This window comes from Geodermatophilus tzadiensis (genome assembly GCF_003002915.1).
Taxonomy (GTDB): Bacteria; Actinomycetota; Actinomycetes; order Mycobacteriales; family Geodermatophilaceae; genus Geodermatophilus; species Geodermatophilus tzadiensis.
The window spans coordinates 259664-275289 of sequence record NZ_PVTG01000001.1 but is presented as its reverse complement, the minus strand read 5'-3'; the positions used below and the strand labels follow the sequence as shown (position 1 = coordinate 275289).

Sequence of the window (15626 nt, the reverse complement as noted above, 5' to 3'; positions counted from 1 at the left end):
TCCCACGACCGGCAGCCCCCGGCTGCAGACGGAGGAGCGAGATGACCCTGCAGGTGCGCCCGGCGCGACCCGAGGACGTCCCCACCGCCGCCGACGTCCTCGCCGACGCCTTCGCCGACCACCCCTGGACCCGGTGGACCGTCGATGCCGACGCCCACGCCCAGCGGCTCACCGGGCTCTTCCGCCTCGACCTCGGCACCGTCGCCCTGCCGTACGGGCACGTCGACATCGGCACGACCCCCGAGGGCCCGGCCGCCGTCGCCGTCTGGCTGCCCAGCGCCGCGGTCCCCGAGGACGTCTGGGCCGAGGTCGGTGCCGCGTCGGTCGAGCTGGCCGGCAGCCGGGCGGCCGCCGCGGCCGCGGCCGAGGCGGTGCTGGCGCCCCACCGGTCGGGCGAGGAGCACCTGCTCCTGGCCAGCGTCGGCGTCGTCCGGCGCCGGCAGGGACGCGGCCTGGGGACGGCGGCGCTCGCCGCCGGCCTGACCCGCGCCGACCGGGACGGGCTGCCGGTGCGGCTGGAGACCAGCGCCGAGTCCACCGTGCGCCTCTACCGGCGGCTGGGCTTCGCCGTGACCGCCGTCGTCGACCTGCCCGACGGCGGCCCGCGCACCTGGCTGATGCGCCGCGCACCCTGCCGGGCGGACGCCGGCGGCCCGGCCTAGTGGACGGCGGTGGAGGTGAGCAGCCGCTCGTAGGCGTCGAGGACGGTGTCCAGGCCGTAGCGCTCCCGCGCCCGCGCGGCACCGGTCTCCCGGTCGGGCCGGTCGGCGGCCAGCCGCCGCAGCCCGTCGGCGATCGCGTCGGCGTCCTCCCGGGCGACGACGACGCCGAAGCCGGTCTCCTGCACCGGCGTCCGCACCCCGGGCAGGTCGCTGGCCAGCGCGGGGACGCCGACCATCATCGCCTCGACCTGCACGATGCCGAACGCCTCGAAGGCGTTGATCGAGGGCAGCGCGAACACGTCGAGCGAGGCGTAGAAGTCGGCGATGTCCTCGTCGGGCAGGAAGCCGAGCAGCCGGGTGCGCGGGTCGGCGTCGACCAGGCCGCGGATCTCGTCGACGACCGACCCGCCGGCCACGTTGGCGAAGTCGCCGCCGATGAGCAGCCGGTCGTCGGGGCCGGCGAACCGCTGGAAGCCGCGCACCAGGTACTGCAGGCCCTTCTCCTCGACGATCCGGCCGAGGAAGCCGACGTGCAGGCCCTGGCCGTCGCGGTAGCGGGGCGAGCCGGCCGGGCGCTGGTGGCACGACGGCGGGATGGCGACCGTGCGCCCGGCCATCGCCGGCCACAGCCGGCTGTGCCGCGCGTAGTCGTCGCTGGTGACCACGACGGCGTCGGCGGCCCGCAGCGCGCGCCGGCTGGAGAGGTCGATGCCGGTGCGCTGCACGGAGTTGAGCAGGCCCGGCGGCAGGCTCACGTCGCAGTGGTAGGTGACCACCAGCGGGGAGGAGCAGCGCCCGGCGACCAGGCCGGCCTCCAGCATCGGCAGGTGCAGGTTGGTCACCCCGGCCGTGCGGCTGGCCGCGAGCAGCCGCGGCACGAACGACGGGCTGATCACGCCCTTGCCCAGCCGGGCGACCACCGGCGCGCGCTCCACCTCGACGCCGTCGAGCACCTCGTGCGCGGGCAGGGCGGCGTCGTGCCGGCTGGTGACCACCTTGACCCGCAGCCCGCGCTGCACCAGGCCGACCGCGACGTCGCGGGCGACGTTGGTCAGGCCGCTGACGTAGGGCGCGTAGTAGTTGACGCCGATCAGGACGTCATGCGTGCGGGGCATGGCGGGGTTCCTCCCGGGAGGACGGGGCGGCGGGCGCGGGGGTCTCCCGGCCCGCCCGCAGGAGCGAGACGGCGGCCACCAGCAGGGCCACGCCGGAGCCGACGGTGAACGCGGCGGCGCAGCGCAGCACCAGGTCGGGGACCGCAGCGAGGGCGACCGCGCTCGCGGCCAGCCCGGAGAGCCAGACGACGGCGACCCGGCGGTGCCGGGCGGCCGCGACCAGCGCCTGGCTGGCCACGAGCAGGCCCAGGTGCAGGACGCTGCCGACGGCGAGCAGGGCGATCGCGCCGCCCTCGAGGGCGTAGCGCTCCCCGAAGACGAGCGCGACGACGGGCCGGCCGAGCAGCCACCCGGCGAGTGCGGCGAGCACGGCCAGGCCGCCGACCAGGGCGCAGCCCCGGACGACCGTGCGGCGCAGCCGGGCGTCGTCGCCCTCGCTCTGCAGGCGGGTGAGCAGCGGGATGAGCGCGCTCTGCAGCGGCACCGCGACGAACAGCGGCAGCCGCACGAGCGTGAAGGAGGCGACGAAGCGGGCGGCGTCGGCGTCCTCGCCCGGCGCGGCGAGCACGCTGACCAGCACCGGGGCCGCGTTGAGCACCACCTGGGCGGCCAGCGAGCCGGTGAGCAGGTGCCCGACGGCGCCGGCCAGCTCGCCCGCAGACGGGTCGTCGGCCGGCCGCGGGACCCGCCGCGTGCGGCGGCGCAGCAGCACCCAGCCCAGCAGCGGCAGGTGCGCCAGCGCCATCGCCGCGACCAGGGTCCAGGCGTAGACGACGCCGCCGGCCGACGGCGCGAGCAGGGCCAGCCCGAGCGCGAGGACCACCCGGAGTCCGGAGTCGACGAGCAGCACGGCGCCGTGCAGGCCGAGCCGGCCGCTGCCGAGCAGCAGGCCGCGGAGGAGGAACTGGCCGGCGGAGACCAGGCACACGCACAGCAGCGCGAAGAGGAAGCCCGACTCCCCGCCCAGCGCGGGCACCAGCAGGCCGGCGGCGAGCAGGACGACGGCGGTGGAGCCCGTCGTGAGCGCCGCCAGGCAGGCGACCGCGCCGCGGGGGAGCGGGGCGCCCGGGGGTCGCAGGTGCACCAGCCGGGCCAGCTCCAGCTCGATGGGCTGGAAGACGCCGAAGCCCAGGACCAGCGCCAGGGACCAGTAGGAGCCGAACCAGCCGTAGTCCTCGACCGGGACGGAGCGGGCGACCAGCGCGAGGTAGGCGTAGGTGAACAGGCCGGAGCCGACGATCGCCACCGCGACGAGCCCCAGGCCGGAGGCGCCGACACCCGAGGACGAGCCGGGAGCGGGCCCCGCGGCAGCCTCCGGGGCCGTCACCTGCTTCCGCACTCTGGCACGGTAACCGGGTGGGCCGTGCGCCCGTCGCAGGTGAGAAGGACCAGCGCGTCACACTCGGCGGACCGCCGCGGCAGTGTTCACTCGTACCGAGTGACACCGTTCAAACACGAGGAGTGACAGTGACCCGATCCGGGATCGCGCCCCGCCCGGTCGTGACGCCGCCCCCACCGGTGGAGGACCGGCGGCGCCGACCGCGGTGGACGCGGTTCGCGCAGGTGGCGGCACTGGTCGCCGTGCTGGCGGTGGTGCTCCTCCCGGTGGCCCCGGTGGAGATGGAGCGCCCCGTCGTCTCCTGGCCGCAGGATCCCTCGGCCCCCGTGTCGAGCATGCTCGAGCTGACCGCCCAGACCCCCCTGGAGCTCGACGCCCGGTTCACCTGCGCCGCGGCGCGTGTGGCGGACGGGACGGACGGGGGTGTGGTCCTCGCCACAGTCGTGCCCGGCCAGCCGAGTGCCGGCGGGGAGGGTCTGCTCGCCGCCACCACCGACGGCACCCTCGACGTCTACGCCAACGGCCGCCAGCTGGTCACCGACGCCCCGCTCGACGGCGACTGCGTCTACACCGTCACCGGGGACGCGGGCGGCCTGACCGTCGCCCGTGACGGCGAGACGGTGGCGCAGGGCGAGCCCGGCCGGCTCCCCGCCGTCGACGTGCTGGCCACGTCGGTCACCGCGCTGGACACCTCCGCCGGTGAGGACCTGTCCGTCGAGCTGGTCGTCGACGACCAGTTCGCCACCTCGCCGTCCCCGCTCAAGTGGGTGCTCGTCGCGCTGGTCGTCATCGGCGCGGCCCTGGCCCTGGCCTTCCTCGTCGCCGAGGACCGGGCCGCCGGCCGGCACCGGGAGCGCACCCGCCGGGTGGGGGGCCGCTTCTCCGTCGTCGACCTCGTCGTCCCCGCCGTCATGGTGGCGTGGGTCTTCCTGGCGCCGATGTCCGACGACGACGGCTACTACGCCGCCATGGCCCGCAGCGCCGCCGACGAGGGCATGGTGGGCAACTACTACCAGCTGCTCAACCAGAACTTCACGCCGTTCACCTGGTTCTACCGGGTGCTCGGCGAGTGGCAGGTGTTCGGCGACAGCTCCACGGTGCAGCGCATCCCGGCCCTGGTGACCGGGCTGCTGACCTGGTGGGCGCTGCGCCGGTTCACCACCCAGCCCGGCGCGCTGCCCGCGGTCCTCGAGCGCTCCCGCCGCGGCCGGGCCGGCCTGCAGGTGGTCCTCGCCCTCACCCTGCTGGCGTGGTGGCTGCCCTACGGCATGGGCGTGCGCCCCGAGGCCGCCGTCGGCTTCCTCGCCGTCGCCACCCTGCTCGCGGTGTCGGTCGGCGTCCGGCAGCGGCGGCTGGCCCTGCTCGGCGTCGCCGCGGTCACCGGCGCGCTCGGCATGGTCGCCCACCCCACCGGCTTCGTCGCGCTCGCGCCGCTGCTCGTCGGGCTGCCGGCGATCGTCGGCGTCGTGCGGGAGGGCGTGCCCGCCGGCGCGGCGTGGTTGCGCGGTCTCACGGTGCTGGCCCCCGGCGCCGTGGCCGGCGTCGCCGCGTTCGGCGACGGCTCGCTCAACGACTTCCTGCGCGGCCAGCAGATCTTCCTGTCGATCCAGGCGCAGAACGACTGGTTCGACGAGTACCAGCGCTGGAACTTCCTGTTCTCCGAGATCGCCATGGGCTCCTTCGCCAAGCGGACGGCGGTCCTGCTGGGCGTGGCCTCGCTGCTGTGGTTCGCCGTTCTCGCCGCGGCCTCCCGCCGGCGCGGCACGCTGAGCCCGCAGCTGGTCCTCGCCGCGCAGAGCCTGGCCGCGGCCTTCCTCCTGCTGTGGATCACCCCGAGCAAGTGGACGCACCACTTCGGCGCCCTCTCCGGGCTGGGGCCGGCGTTCCTCGCGCTGTTCCTCACCTCGCTGCCGGTGCTGGTCCGCACGCTGCCCGGACGCCGGCCCGGGTGGCCGGCGGCCGTCCCGGCGCTCGGCACGCTGGTCCTGCTCTCCGCGCTGGTCATGCACGGCCCGAACTCCTGGGCGTACTCCTGGCTGCAGGGCGTCCCGCACGCGTTCGAGGCGCCGTTCGTGGGGCCCGTGTCCTTCGACAGCCCGGTGCTGTGGCTGGCCGCCGCCGTGGCGGTCGTGCTGCTGGTGCGGGTGGCCGGCCGCCGGCTCGGGCTGCCGCGGAGGCGGCCGTGGCTGACCGCCGTGCCGGTGCTGGCGTCGGTCCTGCTGGCCACCTCGGTGCTCTACCTCGTGGGCGGCTTCGCCTACGGGGCGCTGCGGACCCTCGACGGCTACTCGCCGTGGAGCGACGCGATCACCGACCCGCTGGCCCGCGACTGCGGGGCGGCGCAGGGCATCGACCTGCTCGACGTCGAGGCCGCCCGGCCGCTAGCCGCCACCGGCGAGGCGACGGGCGGGGACGGCGTGTTCACCGAGGGCGGCGGCTGGTACCCGCCCAGCCCGCCGCCGACGCCGGCGGGGGAGGGGCCGGCCACCTACGTCTGGGGCAGCCTGGACGGCGAGACCGACGGCGAGGCCATCGGCGCGCTGACCTCCCCGTGGTTCGAGCTGCCCGCCGACCTCGCCGCGGACGAGCGGGTCACGGTGCTGGTGAGCGGCAAGCTCGACGGGGAGGGCAACCGCCTGACCGTCGAGTACGGCCGGTCCTCGGACGACGGCGAGCCGGCCGTCGTCTCCAGCGCCGAGATCCAGGACGGCACCCAGGCGGCCATCTGGCGCACCGTGGCCCTCGACGTCGGCCCCGAGCTCGCGGCCGGCGCGGACGCCGTCCGCCTGGTCGCCGAGGACGGGACGACCACGAGCCCCGGCTGGCTGGCCGTCACCGGACCGTCGGTGGTGCCCGTCGTCGCGCTGTCCGACTACACCCCGGCCGACGCCCCGGTCGGCGTCGCCTGGCAGTTCTCCTGGCTGTTCCCCTGCGAGCGCCAGCTCGACATCACCAGCGGGATCACCGAGCCGATGCAGTACGCGGTCATGTGGGGCGACCGCGGCGTGCAGGGCGTCGCGGACGCCACCTGGCAGTTCAACCGCGGCGGGCTGTTCGCGCCGACGCTGCGGACCTCGTCGGTGACCCTGGTCGGCGGGGCGTTCCGCGACTGGCCGGGCATCCGCGACGTCCAGGTGTACCGGGTCGTGGCCCCGTACGCCGCCGACGCCTACGACCTCGACGTCACGACCGACACCCGCTGGGGCTGGCAGGGCCCGGAGGAGGCCCGCTGGCCCTACCCGCAGGGCTGAGCGTGGGCCCGGTGGTCCCCGGCGGGGACCACCGGGCTCACCCCAGCAGGCGGGACACCGCCGACAGCCGCGCGTCACCGGCCATCGAGGCCAGCCACGCCGACCAGCCCGGCCGGGCGCGGACGGCCTCCAGCGCGGCCCGCGCCGCCGCCCGGTCCCCGCGCCGGGAGGCGGCGAGCGCGGCGTACAGGTCGCGGGCGCCCTCCGGCGCGAACAGCGCGAGGGTCTCGTAGTCGCGCTCGTCGTAGGCGCGCTGCAGGTTGCGCAGCATCCGCAGCTGCGCCACCGGGTCGCCGGAGTCGTCGACGCGCAGGTCCACCCGCACGCCGTCGTCCTCCTCCGACGCGGGCTCCCCGCTCACCACCAGCAGCGCCGCGGACTGCCGCCCGCGCAGGTCGCCGCCGGCGTCCTGGCCCGCGGCGAGGGCGGCCAGCAGCCGGTCGGGCAGCGGGCCGCGCGCGGTCTCGCAGGCCCGCGCCATCGCCGGCAGCACGTCGGGCGAGGCCAGCATGTTGCCCTGCACGCTCCACCCGTCGCCGACCCGGTGGCCGCTGACCGGGAACGAGCCCGGCCCGGTGTCGGCGGCCACCGCGCCGGAGACGTCGAGGACGGCGATCTGCCGGTCGACGTCCTCGGCCGCGTGCGCGGCGCGGCGCACCAGCACCGCCGGCGCGGTGCCCTCGGCCAGCCCGGACAGCAGCACCGGCCCCAGGCCCCGGGGGCTGCGCGCCTGGACGGCGACCACGCCCACCCCCGGCCGGGCGCTGGGCACGGCGCGGCCGACGGCGAGGATGCACGAGGAGACCGCGATGCCCATCTCCCCGGTGCCGGGGTGGCGGGCGACGACCGAGAACGTCACCGGGGGAGCGGTGGCGCGCTCAGACCGTGGCCGGCAGCGCCATCGTCGGGACGTCCCCGGGGACGGTCAGCGGGGCGCCGGTCCTCTCGACGACCTCGTCGGTGCTCACGCCGGGGGCGACCTCGCGCAGCACGAACCCGTCCTCGGTGACGTCGACGACGGCCAGGTCGGTGACCACCCGGTCGACGCAGGCCCGGCCGGTCAGCGGGAGGGTGCACTCCTCGACCAGCTTCGGGGACCCGTCGCGGGCCACGTGCTCCATCATGATGATCACCCGGCGGGCGCCGTGGACGAGGTCCATCGCGCCGCCCATGCCGTTGACCATCTTGCCGGGGATCAGCCAGTTGGCCAGGTCGCCGCGTGGGTTGACCTGCATGGCGCCGAGGACGGCGAGGTCGAGGTGCTTCCCGCGGATCATCGCGAAGCTGGTGGCGGAGTCGAAGAAGCTGGCGCCGGGCAGGATCGTCACCGTCTCCTTGCCGGCGTTGATGAGGTCGGGGTCCTCCTCGCCCTCGAACGGGTAGGGCCCCACCCCGAGGACGCCGTTCTCCGAGTGCAGCACGACGTGCACGCCGTCGGGCACGAAGTTCGGCACCAGCGTCGGCATGCCGATGCCGAGGTTGACGTAGGAGCCGTCGGTGAGCTCCTGGGCCACCCGGGCGGCGAGCTGGTCGCGGGACAGGGTCATCGGGTCTCCTCCGTCGCTTCCTCGCCGCCGGCCGCCAGGGGTGCGGCGGACGGCTCGGCAGCAGTCGGGCGTGGTCGGGTGGTGCGCCGCTCGATCTTCTTGCCCTCCGGGCCGACGACGACCACCCGGTCGACGAACACCCCGGGCAGGTGCACCTGCTCGGGAGTGATCTCGCCGGGCTCGACGAGCTCCTCGACCTCGGCGATCGTGACCCGCCCGGCCATCCCGGCCAGCGGGTTGAAGTTCATCGCCGACTCGTGGAACACCAGGTTGCCGTGCCGGTCACCCACCGCCGCCCGGACCAGCCCGAAGTCGGCGGTCAGCGCGGTCTCGAGCACGTACTGCCGGCCGTCGAACTCGCGCAGCTCCTTGGGCCGGGAGGTCTCCACCACGGCGCCCTCGGCGTCGTAGCGCACCGGGATGCCGCCGTCGGCGACCATCGTGCCCACGCCGGTGGGCGTGTAGAAGGCGGGGATGCCGGCGCCGCCGGCGCGCAGCCGCTCGGCCAGGGTGCCCTGCGGGGTCAGCTCGACCTCCAGCTCACCGGAGAGGTAGAGCCGCGCGAGCTCCTTGTTGCCGCCGACGAACGAGCTGATCGTGCGCCGGATGCGGCCGGCGTAGAGCAGCACGCCCAGCGCCTGGTCGTCGACGCCGCAGTTGTTGGAGATGGTGGTCAGGTCACGGCTGCCCTTCTCCAGCAGCGCGTCGATGAGCCTGATCGGCACACCACACAACCCGAACCCGCCGACGGCGAGGGTCGCGCCGTCCCCGATGTCGGCCACCGCCTCCCGGGCGCTCCCGACGACCTTGTCCACCATCTGACCACCGTCCGTCCGTGAGGCGGCCCGGCCGGCGCCCTCAGGCGGGCCGGCCGAGCTCGCGGAAGCCCTCGATCCGGAGGCCGAGCGTAGCGGTGACCCGTTCGGCCTCCGCCCGGCTCCTCAGCGCGCCGACCACGGCGTTCCGGCACAGCACCAGCGAGGCGCCGGCGGCCAGCGGCGCGAGCAGCCAGGCGACCGGCCCGGCCTCCGCCGCCGTCCGTTCCTCGACCATCACCCGGTCGCCGGCCGCGATGCCGAGCCGGCCGGCCAGCTCGCCGGCCGCGGCGGCCAGCCCGCCGAGGGTCAGCTGCAGCCCGCCGGCGAGCAGGCCGGGCGCGTCCGGGTCGGCCGGCACACAGGGGGTGAACACGTCGCCGTGGGCGCGCACCTCCAGGGCGAAGTCGCGGGCCGGGCCGCGGTAGTCGGTCATGCCCAGGCCCAGCGGGTGCAGGGAGAGGCCCATCAGGTCGGGCAGGTCCTGCTCCTCGAGCGGGGCGAGCCGGTCCTGCGCGGCCAGGACGACGTCGGCAGAGTCGAGCCGGCCGTCGTCCTCCACGGCGGTGTCCAGGACGGCGGCGCCGCAGCTCCAGACGCCGAGCAGCACCGCGGCGGTCTGCCAGTGCACCGGCAGCGCGACCGCGACGGTGCTGCCCGGGCCGACGTCGAACTCGTCCTGCAGCAGGTTCGCCGTCTTGGCCACCCAGTTCGCCAGCGTCGTGGCCGACAGCTCCACCCGCTCGCCCGTGGCGTCGTCGTAGGAGGTGACCAGCGGGGCGGCGGCGTCCCGGCGCAGCGCGGCGGTCAGCAGGTCCGAGGGCGTGGTGGGTCGGGTGGGAGGCACGGTACGAGAGTGGCACCGTGACGGGACAGTCCGCCCCGCGCCTCCCGGGGCGGTGCTCGGGACGGCCCTACAGTCGGGAACCGATGACCGCGACTCTGGTGGCCGCGCTGACCCGCGCCGACCACGCACTCCTCCGCAGCACCCGGCGGACCCTGGGCGGCACGCCCGCGGTCCCGGCCGCGCGTGCCCTGTCCTTCTTCGGCGAGCACGCCCTCGGCTGGCTCGCGATCGGCGCCGCGGGCGCGCTCAGCGGCCGCCGCCGCCAGGAGTGGCTCGCCGGCTCGGCCGGTGTCCTGGCCGCGCACGCCTCGGGCGTCGTCGTCAAGCGCGTCGTCCGGCGGGTGCGGCCCGCGCTGGAGGACGTGCCCTCGCTGGTGAGGACGGCCGGCCGGCTGTCCTTCCCCAGCGCGCACAGCTGCTCGACCGCGGCCGCGGCCGTCGGCTTCGGCCCCATGGTCGGCCGGCCGGCGATGACGTCGGTCACCGCGCTCATGCTCGTGTCGCGGGTCCTGCTGGGCGTCCACTATCCGTCCGACGTCGTCTCCGGTGCCCTGCTCGGCGCCGGGGTCGGCTCCGTGGTCCGGCGCCGCCTGACCCGTCCCGAAGGTTGGAAGGCATGACCGTGACCGTGTCCCCGCAGTCCCGCCCGAGCGGCGCCCCGCCGGAGGTCCCGCCGGCGCCGGCCCCCGCGGCGGAGGTCGCCCCGAGCACCCGCTCCGCCAACCCGCCGCTGCCGCCCCGGCTCCCCGGGTGGCGCGGCACCTTCGCCTGGGCGCTCGTGCGGTCGGTCCGCCCCCGCCAGTGGGTCAAGAACGTCCTGGTGCTGGCGGCGCCGATGGCCGCGGGCGTCGTGCACCGGCCCGAGGTGCTCGGCCCGACCGCGGTGGCGTTCCTGCTGTTCTGCCTGGCCTCGTCGGCGGTCTACCTGGTCAACGACACGATCGACGTCCTCGAGGACCGCCGGCACCCGCGCAAGCGGTTCCGGCCGATCGCCGCCGGCATCATCCCGCGCTGGCTGGCCGTGGCGATGGCCGTGGTGCTCTTCGCGACGGCGCTCGTGGCGGCGGTGCTGCTCACCCGCCCGGCGCTGGCCGGGGTGCTCGGCGCCTACGTGGTCATCCAGCTGGCGTACTGCCTCTTCCTGAAGAACCAGCCGGTCATCGACCTCGCGGTGGTCGCCTCCGGCTTCCTCCTGCGCGGCATCGCCGGCGGTGTGGCCGCGGGCCTGGCCCTGTCGCAGTGGTTCCTGCTCGTCGCCGCCTTCGGCTCGCTGTTCATGGTGGCCGGCAAGCGGTACTCCGAGCTCGTCGTCCTCGGGGACGCCGCGGCCACCCGCAAGACGCTCCAGGAGTACTCGGCCAGCTACCTGCGCTTCGTGTGGAGCCTGTCCGCCGGCGTCGCCTGCACCGCCTACTGCCTGTGGGCCTTCGAGATGGGCCGCACGCAGGAGGGCGTGCCCTGGTCGACGATCTCCATCGCGCCCTTCGTGATGGCCGTGCTGCGCTACGCCCGCGACGTGGACAAGGGCGAGGCCGGCGCTCCCGAGGAGATCGTCCTCGGCGACCGGGTCCTGCTCGTCCTCGGCGTCCTGTGGGCCGCCGTCGTGGGGATCGGCATCTACACCCGCTGACCCCGCGCCGGGTCCGCCCGGCCTCCCGCCCCCGCGCCCCGTCCGGCTCCTGCCGGGCGGGGCGCCGGCGTGTCCGGACCCTGTGGGGCGGTCCCGTGCGGGGACCCCGGCCGTCCGATGGGCGCGGGTCCCCGGGACGTGGAGCCCCGCGTCCGGCCGGGGACGGCGGCCCCGACGGCAGCGCTCCCGGCGCCCACCGGCGGCCCGGCCGTGGCGGCTCCCCGCGGTGGGTCCGCCCGGGAGGACGGCGCCGACCCGGTCGCCGCGCCGCCTCCCGTGTGCCAGGACCCACCCCGCCCGCGGCCACCCGGCGCGGCCGCCCGACGTGACTGCAGGACGAGGGCCCACGGCGCGACGGCACGGCACGGCAGGACGGCCGCGGCACGGTGGCGGCCGACCCTCCCACGACCGCCGGGCCACGGGCTGCCGGTCACCCGGCCGTGTCCGTGCCGCCCCGTCCTGCCCGGGCACCGGGTCCGGCCACCGGGTCCGGCCACCGGGTCCGGCCACCGGGTCCGGCCACCGGGTCCGGCCACCGGGTCCGGCGTCCTGGGCGTGCGGCGGCCCCGGGGCCACCAGCACCGGCCGGCTCACGGCACCGACGGGCGGACGCAGGGACGGACACACAGACGGGTCGGGCCCCTCCCGGCTGGGAGGGGCCCGACCCGTCTCGCGACGCCGTCAGCCGGCGCAGGGCGTCAGTTGATGCAGGAGGTGTCCGCCGCCGTCCGCGGGGGCTCGGCCGCCGTGGCGGTCGGCGCCGGGGCCTGCGGGGTGGTCTGCTGGCCGACGCCGTTGAAGTCCTCGCCCAGGACGAGCTGGACCGTGCCGGGGGAGGGGTCCTCGCTCGCCTCGGTCACCGCGCCGGGGACCTGTGCGGCCAGGGCCGCGGCCAGTGCCTCGTCGCCCGCGGCGTGACGGATCGTCGTCTGCGTGTAGTCGCTGCTCGAGGCGTTGCCGGTGCTGGTCACGGTGAACCCGGCGTCCTCCAGGGCGGTGCCTGCCTCGCCGGCCAGGCCGGGGATGCCCGAGCCGTTGTAGACCTCGACCGACACCTCCGACGGCGCGGCCGTCGGCGGGGCTTCCGCGGTGGGCGCGGCCGCCTGCTCCGGCTCGGCCGACAGGTCGGCGAAGAAGGCGTGCAGGTCGTCCTCGTCGGCCAGCCGGAGGATGGAGCGGCCCTCGTCGTCGCGGTCGTCGCCGACGATGGGCACGGTCTGGAACTCGATGCTGCCGGCGGTGACGGCCTGCATCTGCTGCGCCAGCTCGAGCAGCACCAGGTCGCGGTCGATGGTCAGCGACTGCGAGGCCGCCTCCACCAGCTGCCGCTGCTTGCCCAGGTCGAGCAGCACGTCCTCGTCGAGGATCTTGCGCAGCACACCGGCCATGAACACCTGCTGGCGCACGATGCGGTCGAGGTCGCCGCGCGGCAGGCCGTGCCGCTGCCGGACGAAGGCCAGCGCCTCGGCGCCCGCGATCGTCTGCACGCCGGCGTCGAACACCGCGCCGGAGTAGGCCGAGTCGTCCACGGGCGCGCAGAGGTTGACCTCGACGCCGCCGACGACGCTGCTGAGCTCGAAGAAGCCGAGCAGGTCGACCTCGGCGTAGTGGTCGATCATCAGGCCGGTCAGCTGGCTGATCGTCTGCACCAGCAGCTGCGCGCCGCCGGCGGCGCGCTCCTCCTCGGGCGCGGAGTCGTCGACCTCGCCGTAGCCGTAGGCGTAGGCGGCGTTGAGCTTGTCCATCCCGTGGCCGGGGATCTCCACGTAGGAGTCGCGCGGGAACGACACGAACGAGGCGCGCGACCCGTCGGCCGGGACGTGCACCAGGATCATCGTGTCGGTGTTGATGCCGGAGTCGGTGCCGGCGCTGAGCTCGGCCAGCTGCTCCTCGGACAGCTGCGAGCGGCTGTCGTTGCCCACCAGCAGCAGGTTCATCGCCTCGGGGGCGTCGCCGGCGTTGGAGTTGCCCGCCGTCGGGATGGCGTCGGTGCGGTTGACCGTGGCCTCCGCGACGCGGCCGAGGTACCAGCCCCAGCCGCTGGCGCCGAGCAGCACCACCGACAGGACGGCGGCGACCGCGCGCGCCACGACGGCGCCCCGGCCGGTGCGCGACCGCCCGCGAACGGCGCGCTCGTCGTCGTCGCGCTGCCCGGTCCGGGCGGGAGCCGCCTGGCCGCGGACGCTGCGGGGAGGACGGCCGGCGCGCGGGTCGAGCCGGGCCGGGAGGGGCCGGCCCGAGGACCCGCCTCGCTCGTTGCGGTCTCGGCTCACGGGACCGAGGTTAGGGGCGCCGGGTGGACCCGCCGGGCCCGCGACACGGCGGAACGCTCCGTCTCGCCGTCGCCCCCGCCCGTCTGACACCGGCCGCCCGACGAGTCGCGGCCGGCCCCACGCGCCCCAGACGTCACACCGGGGGAGGATGCCCGCGGCCGCAGCCCGACGGAGGATGCAGCCATGCGCGTGCTGGTGACCGGCGGAGCGGGCTTCATCGGCTCGCACTACGTCCGGACGATGCTGACCGGCGGTTACCCCGGCTACGAGGACGCCGAGGTGACCGTCTTCGACAAGCTGACCTACGCGGGCAACCCCGCCAACCTCGCCCCGGTGGCCGACAGCCCGCGGTTCCGCTTCGTGCGCGGCGACATCTGCAGCCGCGAGGACCTCGACGCCGCCGTCCCCGGGCACGACCTGGTCGTCAACTTCGCCGCCGAGTCGCACGTCGACCGGTCCATCCACGGCGCGGCCGACTTCGTGCTGACCAACGTGCTCGGCGCGCAGCAGGTCTTCGAGGCGGCGCTGCGGCACGGCGTGCGCCGGGTGCTGCACGTGTCCACCGACGAGGTCTACGGCTCCATCGACGAGGGCTCCTGGACCGAGGACTCCCTGCTCGAGCCGAACTCGCCGTACTCGGCGGCCAAGGCCGGCAGCGACCTCGTCGCCCGCGCCTACGCCAAGACCTACGGCCTGGACATCTCGGTGACCCGCTGCAGCAACAACTACGGGCCCTACCACTTCCCCGAGAAGGTCATCCCGCTGTTCGTCACCAACCTGCTCGACGGGCAGCCGGTGCCGCTCTACGGCGAGGGCGCCAACGTCCGCGACTGGCTGTTCGTCGACGACCACTGCCGGGGCATCCAGCTCGTCGTCGACAAGGGCCTGCCCGGCGAGTACTACAACATCGGGGGCGGCCGGGAGCTGTCCAACCGCGAGCTCACCGAGAAGCTGCTCGAGGCCACGGGGCGCGACTGGAGCTACGTGCAGCCCATCGTCGACCCGCGCGGCGGTGGCCACGACCTGCGCTACTCGGTCGACTACTCCAGGACCGCGGCGCTGGGGTACGCGCCGCAGGTGCCCTTCGAGGAGGGCCTGGCGCTGACCGTGCAGTGGTACCGCGACAACCGCGCGTGGTGGGAGCCGCTCAAGGCCGCCGCCGCGACGGCCCACCGCGCCCCCGTCGCGCCGGACCCGGAGGCGTGAGCACCGCCTGGCTGGTCACCGGCGCCCGCGGGCAGCTCGGGCACGACCTGCTCGAGGTGCTCGCCGGCCGGCCCGGCGACGCGGTGACCGCGCTGGGCCGGGCCGAGCTCGACCTCACCGACGAGACGGCGGTCCGCGGCGCCGTCCGGGCCTGGCTCGACGGCGTCCGCGCCGACCGGGCCGTGCTGGTCAACGCCGCCGCCTACACCGCGGTCGACGCCGCCGAGACCGACGAGGACACCGCCACCGTCGTCAACGGCCACGCCCCGGGCTGGCTGGCGCAGGAGCTGGCCGGCCGCGCCCGGCTCGTGCACGTCTCCACCGACTACGTCTTCGACGGCACCGCCACCACGCCCTACCCGGTCGACGCCCCGGTCGCCCCGCGCTCGGCCTACGGGCGCAGCAAGGCGCTCGGCGAGCGCGCCGTCGCTGCGGCCGGCGGGGACGCCACCGTCGTCCGCACCGCCTGGGTGTACGGCCGGCACGGGGCCAACTTCGTGAGGACGATGGCCGGCCGCGCCGCCGCCGGCGCCCCGGTGTCGGTGGTCGACGACCAGGTCGGCTCGCCCACCTGGTCGGCCGACCTGGCGGCCGGGCTGGTCGCCGTGGGGGAGCGGACCGGGCCCGTCCCGCCGCTGCTGCACCGGACCGACGCCGGCGCGGTGAGCTGGTTCGGGCTCGCGCGGGCGGTCTACGAGGAGCTCGGCGCCGACCCCGCGCTGGTCTCGCCGACGACGACGGCCGCCTTCCCCCGGCCGGCACCCCGCCCGGCCTGGTCGGTGCTCGACGGCAGCGCCTGGCTCGCCGCGGGGCTGCCCCCGCAGCGGCCCTGGCGCGAGGCGCTGGCCCGGGCGGTGCGCACCCTCGGCTGAGCCGGTGTGACCGACCGGTCCCCCACGCGGGGGTCGGCTGCGGTGGGTGTGACGGGTGGGACGGACTCC

13 protein-coding genes are annotated in these 15626 nt (G+C 76.2%); 6 read left to right on the top strand and 7 right to left on the bottom strand.

Annotation, left to right across the window (positions count from 1 at the left end; translation table 11 throughout):
- The first annotated feature begins 41 nt into the window (after positions 1–41).
- Positions 42–662 carry a GNAT family N-acetyltransferase gene (locus LY71_RS01290; protein WP_211297082.1) on the top strand — a complete coding sequence of 207 codons (621 nt, stop codon included), beginning with the start codon at positions 42–44 and terminating at the stop codon, positions 660–662.
- Here LY71_RS01290 and LY71_RS01285 read toward each other — a convergent pair.
- Positions 659–1777 carry a glycosyltransferase family 4 protein gene (locus tag LY71_RS01285; protein ID WP_106275165.1) on the bottom strand — a complete coding sequence of 373 codons (1119 nt, stop codon included), beginning with the start codon at positions 1775–1777 and terminating at the stop codon, positions 659–661. The genes LY71_RS01290 and LY71_RS01285 overlap by 4 nt on opposite strands.
- The gene (locus LY71_RS01280) at positions 1761–3116 is read right to left on the bottom strand and encodes a lipopolysaccharide biosynthesis protein (protein ID WP_146146037.1); all 1356 of its coding nucleotides are present in this window, start codon (positions 3114–3116) and stop codon (positions 1761–1763) included. The genes LY71_RS01285 and LY71_RS01280 overlap by 17 nt, the downstream gene beginning before the upstream one ends.
- A 128-nt stretch (positions 3117–3244) precedes the next feature.
- Between LY71_RS01280 and LY71_RS01275 the strand changes: the two genes are divergently transcribed.
- Positions 3245–6367 (top strand): arabinosyltransferase domain-containing protein, encoded by a 3123-nt coding sequence (locus tag LY71_RS01275; RefSeq protein ID WP_170121171.1) that lies wholly within the window; start codon positions 3245–3247, stop codon positions 6365–6367.
- Positions 6368–6404: 37 nt separating this feature from the next.
- On the opposite strand, the gene LY71_RS01270 is transcribed toward LY71_RS01275, so the two are convergent.
- Genes LY71_RS01270 through LY71_RS01255 form a run of 4 tightly spaced genes read right to left on the bottom strand, consistent with a single transcriptional unit; the run spans position 6405 to position 9576 of the window.
- On the bottom strand, positions 6405–7226 hold the full coding sequence (locus LY71_RS01270) for a DUF1028 domain-containing protein (protein WP_106275162.1): 822 nt from the start codon (positions 7224–7226) through the stop codon (positions 6405–6407).
- A 19-nt stretch (positions 7227–7245) separates the two neighbouring features.
- The gene (locus LY71_RS01265; RefSeq protein WP_106275161.1) at positions 7246–7914 is read right to left on the bottom strand and encodes a CoA transferase subunit B; all 669 of its coding nucleotides are present in this window, start codon (positions 7912–7914) and stop codon (positions 7246–7248) included.
- Entirely contained in the window at positions 7911–8732 is an 822-nt protein-coding gene (locus LY71_RS01260; protein WP_170121170.1) for a CoA transferase subunit A, read from the bottom strand. Before LY71_RS01260 ends, LY71_RS01265 begins: the two co-directional genes overlap by 4 nt.
- A 40-nt stretch (positions 8733–8772) precedes the next feature.
- Complete coding sequence (locus LY71_RS01255; RefSeq protein WP_106275160.1) at positions 8773–9576, bottom strand: TIGR03089 family protein; 804 nt, start codon at positions 9574–9576, stop codon at positions 8773–8775.
- A gap of 83 nt (positions 9577–9659) precedes the next feature.
- On the opposite strand from LY71_RS01255, the gene LY71_RS01250 reads away from it, so the two are divergent.
- Together LY71_RS01250 and LY71_RS01245 are read left to right on the top strand one after the other, a co-directional pair.
- Positions 9660–10196: a phosphatase PAP2 family protein gene (locus tag LY71_RS01250; protein ID WP_106275159.1), complete on the top strand. Its 537-nt coding sequence runs from the start codon at positions 9660–9662 to the stop codon at positions 10194–10196.
- Positions 10193–11206: a decaprenyl-phosphate phosphoribosyltransferase gene (locus LY71_RS01245; RefSeq protein ID WP_106275158.1), complete on the top strand. Its 1014-nt coding sequence runs from the start codon at positions 10193–10195 to the stop codon at positions 11204–11206. The genes LY71_RS01250 and LY71_RS01245 overlap by 4 nt, the downstream gene beginning before the upstream one ends.
- A gap of 698 nt (positions 11207–11904) precedes the next feature.
- On the opposite strand, the gene LY71_RS01240 is transcribed toward LY71_RS01245, so the two are convergent.
- Positions 11905–13479: an LCP family protein gene (locus LY71_RS01240; protein ID WP_106275157.1), complete on the bottom strand. Its 1575-nt coding sequence runs from the start codon at positions 13477–13479 to the stop codon at positions 11905–11907.
- Positions 13480–13662: 183 nt separating this feature from the next.
- Here LY71_RS01240 and rfbB point away from each other — a divergent pair, with 183 nt between their 5' ends.
- On the top strand, positions 13663–14685 hold the full coding sequence (gene rfbB, locus LY71_RS01235) for a dTDP-glucose 4,6-dehydratase (RefSeq protein WP_106275156.1): 1023 nt from the start codon (positions 13663–13665) through the stop codon (positions 14683–14685).
- Complete coding sequence (gene rfbD, locus LY71_RS01230; RefSeq protein WP_106275155.1) at positions 14682–15557, top strand: dTDP-4-dehydrorhamnose reductase; 876 nt, start codon at positions 14682–14684, stop codon at positions 15555–15557. The genes rfbB and rfbD overlap by 4 nt, the downstream gene beginning before the upstream one ends.
- The last annotated feature ends 69 nt before the right edge of the window (positions 15558–15626 follow it).